The organism is Nitrospirillum karajorum, from assembly GCF_036348415.1.
GTDB classification, from domain to species: Bacteria; Pseudomonadota; Alphaproteobacteria; order Azospirillales; family Azospirillaceae; genus Nitrospirillum; species Nitrospirillum amazonense_B.
Map to the genome: position 1 here is coordinate 973,072 of NZ_JAZBQB010000002.1, position 16,446 is coordinate 989,517.

The window sequence follows — 16,446 nt, forward strand, 5'->3', positions numbered from 1 at the left end:
TTTGTGAGTTACACTCATATCTAATGCTCGATCCTCCATTTACATAATAATCATAAAGCCTATCAAGAATCGATGAATCTCTTGATGCTGTAATAACTATATCCTGTATTTCATCATCGCCACCAGATATTAAATTAACTTCTATGGCAGATATTTCTCTCATCTTCTTACCCTTTATTTGAAAGGAACACCCTCCCCTGCTCTGGAGCAGGGAAGAACATTCGATCCTATTCCCATCGCTGTGGGCACCTCCCGCCGGCGGATCGGAGTGGCGGGATGTCCATTTATCGACTAGGCACTTCTGCGCACCGCCCTGATCGGGTCGAGCACCCAGTCGATGAAATGCCGGCGGTCGGTGACGACATCGCCGGTAAGGGTCATGCCGGAGGTCAGCGGCCGGTCCTCGCCATAGACGGTGACGCTGGTGCGCTCCAGGCTCACGGTCACCCGGTACACCGGGTCCTTATAGGGGATGGGCGCCAGCAGCTCCCCCTCGCGGTAGGTGGCGTGGCTGACCTGCATCACCCGGCCCCGCACCGCGCCGAAGCGTTGGTAGGGGAAGGCGTCCACCCGCAGGCGCACCTCCTGCCCCGGCTGGATCAGGCCGGCCGCCCGCGACGGCACCAGCAGGTTGGCCTCCAGGTCGCTGCCCGCCGGCACCAGGGCCGCCAGCGGCGACTGCGCCGTCGCCGTCTGCCCGGGCTGTGCCTGCAGCGCCGCCACCCGGCCCGCCACCGGCGCCACCATGACGTAGCCCCGGTTCACCTCCAGCTGCGCCAACGACTGCTCCAGCTCGCTGCGCGCACCGCGCAGTTGCGCCAGCTTGTCCGCTCGCTCCGCCGGCAGCGTGGCCAGTTGCGATTGCGTGTCCCGCAGGTCGCCCTGGCGCGACTCCCGCTGGCGTTCCAGTTCGCGGATCGCCCCTTCCTGCGCCAGCACCTGCTGCTTGCGCCGCGACAGTTCCAGCCGCGTGCCGTTGCCCCGGGCTTCCAGCTCGGCATAGCGGCTCACGTCGTCCCGTTGCAGCACTTGCAGGTCCCGCTCCGACACCAGGCGTTGGTCCAGGCTGGACAGCTCCTCCTCGATGCCCTTCAGCCGCGCGGCCAGGCGCCGGCCCTCCTCGGCGTAGCGCGCCTCCGCCGCCGCGATCTGCGCGTCGGTCTCGTGGATGCGCGCCTGCGTCTCCAGCCGCAGCTTCTCCCCCACCGGGCCATCCGTGCCCGCCGTCTCCAGCGACAGCGCCACCAGCGGCTGCCCCTGGGCCACCAGGTCGCCCTCATGCGCCAGCACCGCCGTCACGATGCCGCCCTTGCTGGCGTAGACCTGCGCCAGACCGCCGGTGGGGGCGACATAGCCCTGCACCGTCTCCGTCTTGGCATAGGTGCCGGTCACCAGGTAGGTGGCCGCCGCCACGGTGAACAGGCTCAGCACCGCCGTCATCACCCCGTGGCTCACCGGCTGCACGATGATGACCTCGCCCCACAGGCGCCGGCGGCGGTTCTCCACCGCCTCGGGGCGGAACAAGCCGGCGGTCATGGCACGGCCTCCGGTGCCAGTGGGGTGGGCACCAAGTGCGGCGGCTGGCTGGGCACCTCCCGCACCAGTTCGCGCACCTGCCCGCCCTCCACCGCGAACAGCCGGTCGGCGCCCTCAATGGCCGTGGGCCGGTGCGCCACCACCACCCGGGTGATGGCCAGGGCGGCGAAGGCCTGCATGATGCGGCGTTCCGCCAACATGTCCAGGTTGGCCGTGCCCTCATCCAGGAACAGGATGCTGGGCCGCCGGTACAGCGCGCGCGCCAGCAACACCCGCTGCTGCTGGCCGCCTGAGAGGGTGGAGCCCAAATCGCCCACCAGGGTCATATAGCCCATGGGCATGCGCACGATCTCGTCATGGATGGCGGCCAGCTTGGCCACCTCCTCCACCCGCTCCAGGTCCAGATCGGGATCGAAGAAGGCGATGTTGTCCGCGATGGTGCCGGCGAACAGCTGGTCATCCTGCATCACCACGCCGATGCGTTCCCGATAGGCGCGCAGGCCAAAGGCGGTAAGTGGCAGGCCGTCCACCAGCACTTCCCCTTCGTTGGGCGGGTACAGGCCCATCAGCAGCTTCAGCAGGGTGGACTTGCCCCCGCCCGAGGGGCCGACGAAGGCCACGAACTCGCCCGGCGCTATGGACAGGGCCACGTCCTTCAGCACCCAGGGCTCATGCTCGGCATAGCGGAAGCTGAGGTTGCGCAGGGCCAGGGCGCCGGTCAGCGGCCGCTGCTCCCGCACCTCGGCATCCAGGCCCGGTTCCGGGTCCTGGTGCACGGCGTCGGCCAGGCGTTCCAGGTGCAGGCCCAGCATGCGGAACTTGAAGAACTGGTTCACCAGCGACAGGGTCGCCGTCCCGAACTGGCTCCGGTAGGACTGGAAGGCCAGGAGCATGCCCAGGGTCATCTGCCCGGCGATCACCGCCTTGGCACCCAGGTAGAACACCAGCAGCGTCTCCGCCCCCGACAGGATGGACAGGCCCGCACCACCGTTCAGCCCCACCTTCTGCACCCGCACGCCGTTGTTCACGCTGTCGGCGTAGGCGTTCTGCCAGACGGCATGGCGTTCCCGCTCCCGCCCGAACAGCTTGAACGCCCGGGCGCCCCGGATGGTCTCCAGGAACACGCTGTCCACCTTGGCCTGGTACTGGATGCCTTCGTTGGCCAGGCGCCGCAGCCAGGGGAAGGTGCCCAGCCGCACCCCGATCAACAAGGCCAGCGAGACCAGGACGATGCCGGTCAACACGGGGGCGTAGAGGACCATCACCACCAGGGTGATCAGGGCCATGACCCCGTCCAGCGCCACGGAGATGATGCCGCCCGCCAGCAGGTCCTGCACCGGCTGCAGCGAGTTGAAGCGGGACAGGATGTCGCCCAGGCGCCGCTTCTCGAACCACGGCACCGGCAGTCGCAGGGCGTGGCGCAGCAGGTTGCCGCGCATCTGGAAGGTCAGCAGCGTGCTGAAATGCATCTGCACATAGCCGCGCAGCAGCGTCGTGCCCGCCTGGATCAGCAGCAGCAGGGCGGCGCCGATGCCGATGACGTTCAGCAGGTCCAGATCGCCCTTGGCGATGGCGTCATCCACGATCATCTGGTTGACCAGGGGCGACACCAGGCCGAACAGCTCCAGCAGGGCCGACAGGGCCAGGATCTGCACCAGGCTGGGGATGAAGCCCGCCGCCTTGGACCATAAATCGGCCAGGCGCACCCGCTCCACTGCCTCGCGTTTCTGAAAGCTGGCCGCCGGGGTCAGTTCCAGCGCCACGCCGGTGAAATGCTTGGACACCTCGGCATAGGTCAGGCGGCGCAGACCGCTGGCGGGGTCGTGTACCTCCACCCAGCGCGGCGTCACCCGGCTCAGCACCACGTAATGCGCCAGGTCCCAGTGCAGCACGCAGGGGCGCTTCAGCTTGGACAGATCGTCCAGCTCCAGGCGCAAGGGCCGGCTGGTGAAGCCCAGGGCGTCGGCGATGGCGATCAGCGTCTTGAGCGTCGTGCCCTTCAGCGACACCGCATGCCGGCGCCGCAACTCTGACAGCGTCACCCGGTGCCCGTGGTACCCCGCCACCATGGCCAGGCAGGCCAAGCCACACTCCGCCGCCTCAGATTGCAGCACAGGCTCGACCCGGGCACGGCGATGGAAGAGAAGCGTGGGCACGGTTGACCGCCAGTTGACAGGACCACAGCGCCATCAGCAGCAACAATGTTGCTCATTTGCCGCAATGGATGAACCATTTGGAGAAATATGATGCAAATCTGTCAACGATGTTTTGCAATTAACGCGTTTATATTTAGTGGGTCCGCACATACGGAATAGCGCTATCAGCGAGCCAATTTCCTAGTGATTTCAATGTTTTGCGGCGACACATCACCCACCGCGAATGCCATCACCATACATACTCAAGAACAGGCGGCATTCTGTCGCATTCCATCAAAACAAAAGAAACAGACAAAGCCCCGCCAATACGGAAGTAGTCAGGCAACGAGAGACGATGGAGACACATTCAGTCGAATCGGATTACTTTATAGTGGTATATGGGCCAACACCCCCCTTGCACTCATGACCCGGCATTGGGATTTCCCCCATCTCGACTCCCACAATTACTGTACACTTGTACCAGGCCGATGACCGCCAGCCCCTCGGAGTTGGTCACGGTCACCGACAAACACTACGCCAAGCCTGGGCAAGTCGTGGCTCCGCCCTCAAGACGCGCTCCAGTCCCTTTGTCTTGGGCGGCGGACTATGCCTAGATGGCGCCGGCGCGCCGCTGGGCCGCGTGGAGAGGGTGCACGGATGTCCAACAGCGGCCTGCGGGTCCTGATCATCGGCGGGTACGGCACCTTTGGTGGCCGGATCACGCGGCTGCTGGCCGATGAGCCAGGGCTGACCCTGGTCATCGCCGGGCGCTCGGCGGCCAAGGCGGCGGCCTTCTGCGCCGCGCTGGCGCAGCGGGGCGGGGCCACGGTCCTGTCGCCGCTGGCGTTCGACCGCGATGGCGACCTGACGGCCCAATTGGCGGCCCTGGCGGCGACCGCGCCCCCCGACGTGGTGATCGACGCCACCGGTCCCTTCCAGGTCTATGGCGACGCCCCCTATCGCGTGGTGCAGGCCTGCCTGGAGTTGGGCCTGCCCTATCTGGACCTGGCGGACAGTGCCGATTTCGTCACCGGCATCGCCGCGTTCGATGACGCCGCCCGCGCTCGGGGCGTTCCGCTGCTGTCGGGGGTCAGCACCTTCCCCGCCCTGACGGCCGCGGCGGTGCGGCACCTGACGCAGGGTTGGACGGCGGTGACGGGCGTCAGCATCGGCGTGGCGCCCACCCCGCGCGCCGTGGTGGGCGCCAACGTATTGCGCGCCATCACCAGCTATGCCGGCAAGCCGGTGAGGCTGCGGCGGGACGGCGCCTGGACGCGGGCTCGCGCCCTGACGGAGACGCGACGCCGCACCATCGCCCCGCCCGGCGCCCTGCCCCTGCGCAACACCCGCTTCGCCCTGGTCGAGGTGCCGGACCTGCAGGCCATGCCCCGGCTGTGGCCGGACCTGCGCGATATCTGGGTGGGGGCGGGCACGCGGCCGGAAAGCGTCCACCGCGTCATGACCGCGCTGGCCTGGCTGGTGCGCCTGCGGCTGGTGCCCAGCCTGCTGCCCCTGGCGCCCCTGTTCCATTGGGGCGCCGGAGTTTTCCGCTGGGGCGAGCACCGTGGCGGCCTGGTGGTGGAGGTCACGGGCCGCGACGCCGATGGACAGCCCGCCAGCCGGTCGTGGCACCTGGCGGCGGAGGGGGACGACGGCCCCGAAATCCCCGCCCTGCCGGCCGCCGCCCTGATCCGCCGCTGGCTGGCGGGCCATGCCCCTGCCCCGGGCGCCCGCGCCGCCACGGACCTGGAGCTGGCGGATTTCGACGCCCTGTTCGCCGGCCGCGCCATCCGCGCCGGCGTGCGGGACGCCGCCGAGGCGGTAGGGCCGGTGTTCCGCCAGGTCATCGGCGCCGATGCCTGGTCACGCCAACCCGCCGTCTGGCGCGCGCTGCATGGGGCCGAGGCCGGGACGCCGGCGGTTTGGCGCGGCCGCGCCACGGTGACCCGGGGCCGCAGCCCGCTGGCCCGCCTGGCGGCGCTGCTGGTGGGTTTCCCCGCCACGGGCGCGGACGTGCCCGTCAGCGTCACGCTGACCCGTGCGCCCGAGGGCGGCGAGCGCTGGGTGCGGGATTTCGGCGGCCGCCGCTTCGCCAGCCGCCTGGACGCCGGCCAGGGGCGGAACGCCCATATGGTGGTGGAACGCTTCGGCCCCGCCGCCTATGCGCAGGCCCTGGTGAGCGAGGACGGGGCGGTGCGCCTGATCCTGCGCCGGTGGACGCTGCTGGGCCTGCCCCTGCCCCTGTGGCTGGCGCCGCGCAGCGACGCCACCGAGACGGCGGAGCCCACACCGAACGGCGAGCGCTTCCGCTTCGACGTCCGCATCAGCCATCCGCTGGCGGGACTGATCGTGCATTACCGGGGATGGCTGGCGCCCTGCTGATCACGCCGCCCCCTGCAACCTCACCGCGCTGTCCATGATGGCCTGGGCCAGGGCCGCCGCCGGGCCGCGCCCCGTGGCGCCGGGGCCGGCCAAGACGAACTCCACATCCACCAGGGGCGGCAGGTGGGGCACCTCCGCCATGCCGCTGGGCAGCATGGCGCGGGGCTGGACGGTGACGCCCAGGCCGGCCAGGGCGGCGGCGCGCAGGCCGCTGAGGCTGCCGCTGACGCAGGCGATGCGCCAGGCGCGGCCATGGCGTTCCAGCGCCTCCAGCGCCACCGACCGGCTGATGCTGGGCGGGGTGTAGAGCACCAGGGGCACGGGCTTGGCGGGGTCCAGCGCCTCCCCCTCCCGCCCCGCCCAGACGAAGCGGTCGCGCCACAGCGGGCGGCCCAGCGTGTCGCCCGGCCGCCGCTTGGCCAGCACCAGATCCAGGTCGCCGGCGTCCAGCTTCTGGTACAGGAAGCCGCTGAGCCCCACCGTCAGCTCCAGATCCACCGCCGGATGACGGCGCACGAAGGCGGCCAGCACGTCGGACAGGTGGGAGATGACGAAATCCTCCCCCGCGCCGAACCGCACCCGGCCGCGCAGGTCGGCGCCGGCGAAGTGCTGGCGCGCCCGTTCCTCCAGCTCCAGCATGGCGCGGGCGTATTCCACCAGGGCCTCACCATCCGCCGTCAGGCGCACGGTATGGGTGTCACGCACGAACAGGCGGCGGCCCACCGCCTCCTCCAACCGGCCGATCTGCTGGCTGACGGTGGATTGGCGCAGGCCCAGCCGGCGCCCCGCCTCGGTAAACCCTTGGGCGCGCGCCACCTCCATGAACGTGCGCAGCAGTGTCGTATCCAGCATACCCCATCCCCAACCACGATACGGTCATTCACAAACGTGATTTCAGTAACAATTGTAAGCAGTCTTCACGATGAGCCGTCCAGCACTTTATGATGGTGCGTCATCTTGTTCCGCCCCTTGCCCTCATCCCACCATCCGTCCAAGGTTGGCCGCCATGTCCGTTCCCGCCGCAACCGCCCCCGACCCGTCCATGCCGCCGTCCCACAAGTCCTCCACGGTCCTGCTGTGGCTGGCGCGCCTGAAGCCTGACACCTTCACCCTGCTGCTGGTGGGAACCGTGGCCTTGGCCTCCGTCCTGCCGGCCAAGGGCGGCATGATCGGCGTGGCCAACGGGGCGACGGACGTCGCCGTCTTCCTGCTGTTCTTCCTTTATGGCGCCCGGCTGTCGCGGGAGGCGGTGATCGGCGGGCTGACGCAGTGGCGGCTGCACCTGCTGGTGACCCTGTGCACCTTCGTGCTGTTCCCCCTGGTGGGGCTGGCGCTGAAGCCGCTGGTGAACCTGGATATCCTGACGCCGGATCTGTACCTGGGCGTGCTGTTCCTCTGCACCCTGCCCTCCACGGTGCAGTCGTCCATCGCCTTCACCTCCATCGCCGGCGGTAACGTGGCGGCGGCCATCTGCAGCGCCTCGGCCAGCAACCTGCTGGGCATGGTGGTGACGCCGGTGCTGGTGGGGCTGCTGCTCTCCAAGGCCGGGGCGGGCTTCTCAGCCGACGCCCTGACCTCCGTCTTCGTGCAGTTGCTGCTGCCCTTCGTGCTGGGCCAGGTGCTGCGCGGCCGTATCGGCGGCTGGGTGGCGCGCAACAAGAAGGTGCTGGGCCCCGTCGACCGCGCCAGCATCCTGCTGGTGGTCTACGGCGCCTTCAGCCACGCGGTGAACGAGGGCATCTGGCACCAGTTGGACGCGGCCAGCCTGTTGAAGGTGGTGCTGGTCGACGGCGCCCTGCTGGCCCTGATCCTGGTCATCACCACCCTGGTCAGCCGCCGCCTGCACCTGTCGCGCCCCGATGAGATCGCCGTGGTGTTCTGCGGATCGAAGAAAAGCCTGGTCAGCGGCATCCCCATGGCCAACGTGCTGTTCGCCGGCCACGCCGTGGGCATGATCGTCCTGCCCCTGATGCTATTCCACCAGATCCAGCTGATGGTCTGCGCCGTCCTGGCCCGGCGCTACGCCGCCAGCCATCCTCCGGGGTATGTGGCGGCGGAATGACGCTTCACCAAGGGGCATGGGGCAAGCGCCTGAGGCCCTGGGGCCCCGACCGGGGCCGCCGGCGCCTAAGGAACACCTAACACTCCGGCAAATTCACCGCCAGGCCGCCCAAGGACGTCTCCTTGTACAGGTCCTTCATGTCGGCGCCGGTGCGCCGCATGGTTTCGATCACCCGGTCCAGGCTGACCTTGTGGGTGCCGTCGCCCATCAGGGCCAGACGGGCGGCGTCGATGGCCTTGATGGCGCCCATGGCGTTGCGCTCGATGCAGGGGATCTGCACCAGGCCCTTGATGGGATCGCAAGTCAGGCCGAGGTTGTGCTCCATGCCGATCTCGGCCGCGTTCTCGATCTGGGCGTTGGTGCCGCCCATGGCGGCGGTCAAGCCGGCGGCGGCCATGGAGCAGGCCACGCCCACCTCGCCTTGGCAGCCGACCTCGGCCGCGGAGATGCTGGCGTTGCGCTTGTACAGGCCGCCGATGGCGGCGGCGGTCAGCAGGAAGATGTGCAGACGGCGGCGATCGGGATCGTGGAAGCGCTCGTAATAGCGCAGCACCGCCGGGATGATGCCGGCCGCCCCGTTGGTGGGGGAGGTCACGACCTTGCCGCCGGCCGCGTTCTCCTCATTCACCGCCAGGGCCCACAGGTTCACCCAGTCCATGACCGACAGCGGGTCGCGCAGCATGCGTTCCTGCCGCTGCAGCAGTTGGGCGTGAATCTTGGCGGCGCGGCGCGGCACGTCCAGCCCGCCGGGCAGGATGCCGGTTTCGCGCATGCCGCGATCGATGCAGGCGTCCATGGTGGCCAGGATACGGTCCAGGCCCTGGTCGATCTCCGCGTCCGTGCGGCCGGCGCGCTCATTCTCGCGCATCAGTTCGGCGATGGTCAGGCCACCCTTGGCCGCCATGTCCAGCAACTGGTCGGCGTTGGCGAAATCATACGGCACGGCGGGGCCGGGATTGGCCGGGGCGTTGGCCCGGGCCTCATCCTCATCCAGCACGAAGCCGCCGCCGACGGAGTAATAGGTGCCGCGCGCCAGCTCGGTGCCGGTGGCGTCGAACACCACGAAGGTGATGGCGTTGGGATGGAAGGGCAGTTGGCTGCCGCCTTCCCAGCGGATGTCGCGCTCGGCGTCGAAGTCGATGTCGTGGCCCGCCTGGCCATCCGCCCCGTTCAGCGGCAGGCGGCGGCTGGTCAGCACGCGGGCGACCAAGGCGGCGCAGGCGTCGGGATCGGCGTCGGCCGGCATCTGGCCGGTCAGGCCGATGATGGCGGCGGTATCGGTGGCATGGCCCCGGCCGGTCAGGGCCAGGGAGCCATAAAGCTGCACCTCGACCCGCGCCACGGCGTCCAACCGCCCGTCTTCGGCCAGCCGCCGCACGAAGCGGCAGGCGGCCGTCATCGGCCCCATGGTGTGGGAGCTGGAGGGGCCGACGCCCACCTTGAACAGTTCGAAGACGCTGATGCTCATGCCCGTTGCCCTATTCCCGCGCGGCCGCGTCCCGCCGCGGCGGCGCACTGTTTAGGCGGCGAACCTCGCGGGCGGCCAACCGCCAGGCGCCTTGATACAGCGTTCCGGGGGCGCCCGCCACTGGCATCCGGGCGTCGAATATTTTGATGGTGTTTAAAATGAAGCGGGCCCGGGAGAACCATGCCGCCCGGGCCCGCCATCAGGGATGAGGCAACCCTTCGTCAAACCAGGAGTCCCCAAGGCATTGAGGGGGCCTCGGGAAACCGATCCAGGGACCAACGCCAGGGTCGGGGACGGCCCTGGCGGCGGCCTGGGATCAGAACATCTTGGTCAGGCCGAAGTAGAAGCCGCGGCGCGGGCCATATTGCGGGGCGCCCACGCCGACCCCCGTTCCGTCGCGGATCTCGTACTTCTCATCAAACAGGTTGATGACGTCGAACCGCACATCCATCAGCCCGACGGTGGGCAGGTTCAGGGTCTGCACCACACCCAGGTTGACCTGGACATAGCCCGCCAGGGCGGCGCCGTTGGGCGTGGCCCCATCGGCGCGCAAGCCGGAACCATAGATCAGGTCGGTGGTCAGCAGCGTCTTGTCGATGCGGTAGCTGGCGCCGGCTGAGGCGGTGAAGCGCTGGTCGTGATCCACCGGGATGAAGTGGTTGGAGATGTAGTCCAGGTCATCCTGGCTGAAGCTGAACTGGCTGGAGACGATCTTCTTGCCCTCCGCCTTCGACACCGCGAAGTTGGCGTAGGACTGGAAGTTGTCGACGGCGTAGGTCAGCGACAGCTCCACCCCCTTCTGGGTGCCTTCGTCATAGTTGAAGGGCGTCAGGATGATGGGGGCGCCGAATTGGCCCTCATCCAGCATGTTCTTGGACTTCTTGTAATAGCCGTCCAATCCCACGGTCAGCGCGTCGGTCAGCTTCTGTTCGATGCCGACGTCGAAGTAATGGGCGCGCTCCGCCTTGGGCGCGTCGTTGACGCTGCTGGCGGCGGCGGCACTGGTGCCGGCGTACTTGGAGACGGCGGTGTTGGACACCAGTTCGAACGGCGGCGGGGTGAAATACCGCGAATAGCCCGCGTGCAGCGTGGTCTTCTGCGTCGGCTGCCACACCAGGTTCACGCGCGGGCTGAACTGGCTTTCGCTGTCGAACTGCTGGAAGCTGTCGAAGCGGCCACCGACATTCAGCGTCCAGTTGGGGGCGAACTTCCATTCGTCCTGGATGTAGACACTTTCGCTGTAGCCGGTCTTGCCGAAATCATCGCGCACAGTGGTGGGCGTGCTGCCGATCTGGGCGCCGCTGTCATCCACCGGGAACACCTGCGACGTGGTCTTGCCGGAGGACCGTTCGACTTGCAGCAGCAGGCCGGCGCGCAGGGTGTGCTGATCGTTCACCACCCAGCTGCCGTCCGTCTGCCAACCGCCGGCGATGGAGCGGCGGTAGGCTTCCTGCGAGATGCCGTTGTACAGCAGGTCCGGCACCGGGTCGGGCTTGAACCACAGGCTGGAATACCGACCGTAAATCGAGGACTGCACCGTCACCGCGTCCAGCGCCTTCAGGTAGGTGGCGGCGGCGTAATGGGTGATTTCCCGCTGATCCTCGTCGATCTTCTCGCTGGGATAGTCGGTCTGGCCGTTGAAATTGTAGCCCAGGCTGGGCGACTGGCCGGAACGGGTGGGAATCTGGAACTGCCCGCGCTCCGTCCCCGCCATCAGGCTGACCTGGGTGTCGGGGTCCAGGATGTCCTGGACGAAAACGAAACCGCGGCCGTTCTCGGTCCGGTCATGGTTGGGCTTGCCGCTGCCATCGGGAGATTCGATGCCGACGCCGCTGGTCTTGAAATCGCCCGACGCGAAATAGTTCAGCGTGCCGGAAGAGCCCGAGATGTCGAAGCTGGTCTGCAGCGTGTTGTAGCTGCCGCCATAGACGCTGATGTCGCCGCCATTGTCGAAGGCGCCCGACTTGGTCTGGATGTCGATGATGCCGGCGGTGCGCAGGCCGTACTGCGCCGGCAGCGCGCCGGTCACCAGGCTGACGCTGTGCGCGAAGCGGGGGCTGAGCGTCTGGCCGAAGCCGCTGATGCCTTCCGGCAGGATGACGCCGTTGATGCGGTACTGGAGGTTGGCGTGTTCACCCCGGATGTGCAGCTGGCCGAAGCTGTCCTGCGCCACGCCGGGCGCCTGCAGAATCACTTGGTTCAGGCCGTTGTTCAGGCCGCCAGGCTGCGCCTCCAGCGCGGCCTCGTCCAGCTTGTAGGAGGACGCGCCCAGTTCGGGCTGGATGCTGTTGCGGGCATCCAGCAGGCGCTTGGCGGTGATGACGATTTCTGGAATGGGACCGCTGGCGGAGTTGTTGCCAAGCTGGCCACTGGCGCCCGCTGGCTCCGCCGCCGGATCATCGGCGGCAAGCGCGACCGTGCTGACCGAACCCAACAGAATGACGCCCAGGATCCCGGCGCGCCCCACCTTGAAAGCCATACCTTCCCACCTTTCCTGCAAGCCGCCCACTTTTAAGGACGACCCTTTTCCCTTCAAGCCGCCCCCGTTGACCTCAAGCCAGCCGTCACCACGGTCCGGACACGGGCGGCACGGACGTCGGCGACGGCTGGATAGGGTGGAGACAGGCCCCAACTGCTGGTTTTCGTTATGTTATAGTATAACGTAACGTGTTTTTAACGCGGCGCAACATGGGCGTCAACGGGAAAGCGCGATGCGGCAAAAGACAGAAGGTCGCAGCGGCGGCGGATCAAGGCGCCGGGGTTTCCGGCCTGTCCGCCCGCCCCTGGGCCGGTAGCAAATCATCCAGGCGCCGCCAGTCGTCGGCCCCCACAGCGGCGACGGTGCCGGCGACCAGGCGGGCGCGGTCGACATCGCCAGCGGCGCAGGCACTGTCCAGGGTCCGGGCCAGCGCCTGCAGGCGCCCCAGCCCCGCGCTGCCGGCGGTGGAGATCAGGTTGTGCGCCTCGCGCTTCAACGCCGCCACGTCCCCGGCGTCCGCCTGGGTGGCGATGCGGTCCACGCGGGCCAGACCGTTGGTCACCATCTCCTGGATCACGGTGCGGAAATGGTCCGGTGGCACCAGGGCCGACAGCCGGCCCAGCACCGCCGGATCGAAGATGGGGGCATCCCCTTGTGCGTCCTTGGGCGGTGGCTCCCCGGCCTTGACCTCCATCCCGTCGCCCCGGGCACGGCCCAGCCAGAAGGCGACGCGATCCAGCAACTGATCATGGTCGAACGGCTTCACCAGATGGTCGTCCATGCCGGCGGCCAGGTGGTCGTCGATCCGGTCCGACAGGCTATGGGCGGTCAGGGCGATGACCGGAACGTGGCGCCCCGTCCCGGCCTCCATCGCCCGCAGCCGGCGCGTGGCCTCCAGGCCGTTCAGCACGGGCATCTGCATATCCATCAGCACCAGATCGAACGTCCCGGCGGCGAGGATGTCCAGCGCCTGCTGGCCATCCTCGGCCAGCTGCACGGTATAGCCGGCGCGGCGCAACAGCAGCAGGGCGACATGCTGGTTCACCGCGTCATCCTCCACCAGCAGGATACGGCCGCCCACCACGGATGCGGCGGGTGGCGGCACCGGAACCTCCGTGGTGGTTTGGGCCAGCGGCGCGACGTCCTCCGTGACGGCGGGCACCAGGGGAAGGGTGAACCAGAAGCGGCTGCCCGCCCCCTCGCGACTGTCAACGCCGATGGTCCCGCCCATCAGATCCACCAAGTCGCGACAGATGGCCAGGCCCAGCCCCGTGCCGCCATACCGGCGGGCGATGGTCTCGTCCGCCTGGGCATAGCGTTCGAACAGGCGGGCCGCCTGGGTGGGCGACAGGCCCACGCCCGTATCAGTGACGGAGAACAGGAGGGGGGCGGCGCCGGCGACGGCGTCATCAGCACCGCCGCCCGCCACCGCGACGGCAATGGTGACCCCGCCGCTGTCGGTGAAGCGCACGGCGTTGCTGACCAGGTTCAGCAGGATCTGGCGCAGGCGCGCCGGGTCGCCCCGGTAGGCCGGGGTCAGCGCCGGGTCCAGCGCCATGGTCAACGACAGGCCCTTTTGCTGGGCGCTGGGCAGCATCAAGCGGCGCACCCCGTCGACCAGTTCCTCCAGGCTGAAGGCCAAATCCTCCAGCACCAGCTTGCCCGCCTCGATCTTGGAGACGTCCAGGAGATCGTTGACGATGGTCAGCAACGACTGGCCGCTCTGCTGCAGGGTCCGCACCTGCGGGCGCACCTCCGCCGGCAGGGGGCCGGCCAGCAGCAGCTGGGCGATACCCAGGATGCCATTCAGGGGCGTGCGCACCTCGTGGCTCATGGCCGCCAGGAAATTCGATTTGGCCTGGTTCGCGGCTTGGGCGGCAGCGCGGGCGCGATCCCGCTCCTCCGCCAGCGCGGCCAGGGCGGTGGCCTGTCCCTCCAACCGGATCTGGTCGTCCATCAGCCGGACGTTGGCGGCGGCCAGGGCCGCCGTGCGCTCCTCCACCCGCCTTTCCAGGCGGACATTGGTCTGCGCCAGTTCGCCCGCCTGCGCGCGGATGGTGGCGAAGGCCGTGCGCAGGCTGCCGGCCAGGGACACGATCTCACGATCCCCCGCCACGGCCGGCAAAGCATCCAGAGGGTCCTCCGCCCCCTCCGCCTGGGGCAGCGGGTGCAGACGCAGCCGTTCCGCGGCAACCGTCAGGCGCTCGATGGGGGCCGCCAGGCGGCCGGCGGCGAACCAGCCGATCAGCAGGGACAGCAGGGTGATGCCGCCGCCGGCGACGGCCACCAGGCGTTGCAACTGCTGCACCGGGGCCAGCGCCACGGCCGCCGGCTGGCGGGCGATAATCCACCAGCCCAGGCCCGGATAGTCGCGATAGCCCTGGCTCTGGCTGATGCCGATCAGGAAGTCGTCCGGCCCGCCATCAGGCCACTGGATCATGGGGCGGTCGCCCGCGTCACGGGCCACCGCCAGGTCGCGCCCCACGAAGGGTTCAGGCCCCAGCAGCACGGTCCCGCCCTGCGACAGCACCAGCACCTGGACGCCCGAGCGTTCGGCCGCCGCCCCCAGGACCGACCGCGTCACCTCCGTCGCCCAGCTCCAGCTGAGATGGGCGCCCAGCACGCCCTGCACGCCGCCCTTCTCGTCATGCACGGCGGCGGCGACATCGACAAAGCGCAGGGGCTCCCCATCCGGCGACCCCATCACCTTCTGCAGCAGCTTGGCCTCATGCACATCGCCGGCGAAGGAGCCATGGTCGCGTGCGGCGGTGAACCAGGGGCGCTGCGACACGTCCGCCCCCTGCAGCAGGCCGTCGGCGGAAACCATGACCCGGCCGTAGGGGTCGGCGAAGCCGATCCAGGCGTAAGAGGGGAAGGTCTGCTTCAGCCGGTCCAGCCACCGGCGCTGCCGGTCCTCGTCGGCCCCCACCCTGAACACGCTGGTCAGTGACGCCGCGACCTGCACATCGCGCCAGCGTTCGAACATGCCGCGGTCCAGCTTGTCCCCTGTCTGGAAGGCGATGTCCGCCATCTGGCGGGCGATGTCCGTGCGCACCCGGCGGGCCGCCAGGCCGCCGATGACCAGCGTCGCCGCCAGCGTGGCCACGGCCACCAGGATACCGAAGGTCAGGGCGAGGCGGAGACGGAGCGGCATCAACCGGGCATTGGCTGGTCCAGGGGCCGTCACCATAACCCGGCGAGCCCTCCGGATATAGAGATCCGGGGGGAGGTGTCGGACCACGCGGCACAACGTCGTGACCAGGCGGCGATGGGTAGGCCCCCCGCCCTCCGCGCAGTGGTCAAACGGACGCGACCGCACTAGGATCGCGCGCGATTCCAACCCCGCGCCCCGATCCGACAATGACGGGGCGCGCCGCAACCCCTCAGGTGCCCGGTGGACCTCACCCCTTCCGATCTCGCCCCCGCCAACGTCCTCGACGACGCCACCATCCCGGAACTGCCCAAGCATTACCGGGGCAAGGTGCGCGACAACTATGACCTGGCCGACGGGCGGCGCATCATCATCGCGTCCGATCGCCTCAGCGCCTTCGACCGCATCCTGACGGCGGTGCCGCACAAGGGGGCCGTGCTGACCCAGACGGCGCGCTATTGGTTCGAGGCCACCCGCGACCTGTGCCCCAACCACGTCATCGATTATCCCGATCCCAATGTGGTGGTGGCCAAGCGCCTGGATATCCTGCCGGTCGAGGTGGTGGTGCGCGACTACCTGGCCGGCACCACCAGCACCTCCATCCTGTCCATGTACAAGAAGGGGGAGCGCACGGTGTACGGCGTGACCCTGCCGGACGGGCTGCGCCCCAACCAGAAGCTGCCCCAGACCATCATCACCCCCACGACAAAGGCGTTCGACGGCGGCCATGACGAGCCCCTGTCCCCGGCCGAGATCGTGGAGCGCAAGCTGCTGACCGCCGCCCAGTGGGACGAGTTGTCGGCCAAGGCGCTGGCCCTGTTCGCCCGCGGCCGCGAACTGGCGGCCCGGCGCGGCCTGATCCTGGTGGACACTAAGTATGAGTTCGGCCTGGACGAAGCCGGCAACATCATCCTGGCCGACGAGATCCACACGCCGGACAGCAGCCGCTACTGGTTCGCCGAAACCTACCCCGCCAAGTTCGAGGCGGGGGAGCGGCCGGAGAGCTTCGACAAGGATTTCGTGCGCAGCTGGGTGGTGGCGCGCTGCGATCCCTACACCGACGATGTACCGGAGATCCCGGGCGACGTGGTGCTGCAGGCGGCGGCCATCTACATCCAGGCCTATGAGATGATCACGGGTGAGACCTATGTGCCCGCCCGCGACCCGGACGGCGTCCTGGCCCGCATCCGCCGCAACCTTTCCCAATATTTCTAAGCCGGGACCGCCATCATC

At 68.6% G+C, this 16,446-nt stretch carries 9 protein-coding genes; 3 read left to right on the forward strand and 6 right to left on the reverse strand.

Annotated features, from left to right (window positions below; translation table 11 throughout):
* Positions 1–291 precede the first annotated feature (291 nt).
* Together UCD39_RS11910 and UCD39_RS11915 are read right to left on the reverse strand one after the other, a co-directional pair.
* Positions 292–1,536 carry an HlyD family secretion protein gene (locus UCD39_RS11910; RefSeq protein ID WP_330496232.1) on the reverse strand — a complete coding sequence of 415 codons (1,245 nt, stop codon included), beginning with the start codon at positions 1,534–1,536 and terminating at the stop codon, positions 292–294.
* Positions 1,533–3,692: a peptidase domain-containing ABC transporter gene (locus UCD39_RS11915; protein ID WP_330496233.1), complete on the reverse strand. Its 2,160-nt coding sequence runs from the start codon at positions 3,690–3,692 to the stop codon at positions 1,533–1,535. The genes UCD39_RS11910 and UCD39_RS11915 overlap by 4 nt, the downstream gene beginning before the upstream one ends.
* A 636-nt stretch (positions 3,693–4,328) precedes the next feature.
* On the opposite strand from UCD39_RS11915, the gene UCD39_RS11920 reads away from it, so the two are divergent.
* Positions 4,329–6,053: a saccharopine dehydrogenase family protein gene (locus tag UCD39_RS11920; protein ID WP_330496234.1), complete on the forward strand. Its 1,725-nt coding sequence runs from the start codon at positions 4,329–4,331 to the stop codon at positions 6,051–6,053.
* On the opposite strand, the gene UCD39_RS11925 is transcribed toward UCD39_RS11920, so the two are convergent.
* On the reverse strand, positions 6,054–6,905 hold the full coding sequence (locus UCD39_RS11925) for a LysR family transcriptional regulator (protein WP_145731673.1): 852 nt from the start codon (positions 6,903–6,905) through the stop codon (positions 6,054–6,056).
* A 154-nt stretch (positions 6,906–7,059) separates the two neighbouring features.
* On the opposite strand from UCD39_RS11925, the gene UCD39_RS11930 reads away from it, so the two are divergent.
* Positions 7,060–8,115: a bile acid:sodium symporter family protein gene (locus tag UCD39_RS11930; protein ID WP_442943623.1), complete on the forward strand. Its 1,056-nt coding sequence runs from the start codon at positions 7,060–7,062 to the stop codon at positions 8,113–8,115.
* 76 nt (positions 8,116–8,191) lie between these two features.
* Here UCD39_RS11930 and UCD39_RS11935 read toward each other — a convergent pair whose 3' ends face one another.
* The 3 genes from UCD39_RS11935 to UCD39_RS11945 form a co-directional block, all read right to left on the reverse strand.
* Positions 8,192–9,583: an L-serine ammonia-lyase gene (locus tag UCD39_RS11935; RefSeq protein ID WP_330496235.1), complete on the reverse strand. Its 1,392-nt coding sequence runs from the start codon at positions 9,581–9,583 to the stop codon at positions 8,192–8,194.
* Positions 9,584–9,899: 316 nt separating this feature from the next.
* A complete protein-coding gene (locus UCD39_RS11940) occupies positions 9,900–12,062 on the reverse strand; it encodes a TonB-dependent receptor (RefSeq protein WP_330496236.1) in 2,163 nt (720 codons plus the stop codon).
* 268 nt (positions 12,063–12,330) lie between these two features.
* A complete protein-coding gene (locus UCD39_RS11945; RefSeq protein ID WP_330496237.1) occupies positions 12,331–15,216 on the reverse strand; it encodes a hybrid sensor histidine kinase/response regulator in 2,886 nt (961 codons plus the stop codon).
* A gap of 240 nt (positions 15,217–15,456) precedes the next feature.
* Here UCD39_RS11945 and UCD39_RS11950 point away from each other — a divergent pair, with 240 nt between their 5' ends.
* Positions 15,457–16,428: a phosphoribosylaminoimidazolesuccinocarboxamide synthase gene (locus UCD39_RS11950; protein WP_330496238.1), complete on the forward strand. Its 972-nt coding sequence runs from the start codon at positions 15,457–15,459 to the stop codon at positions 16,426–16,428.
* Positions 16,429–16,446 lie beyond the last annotated feature (18 nt).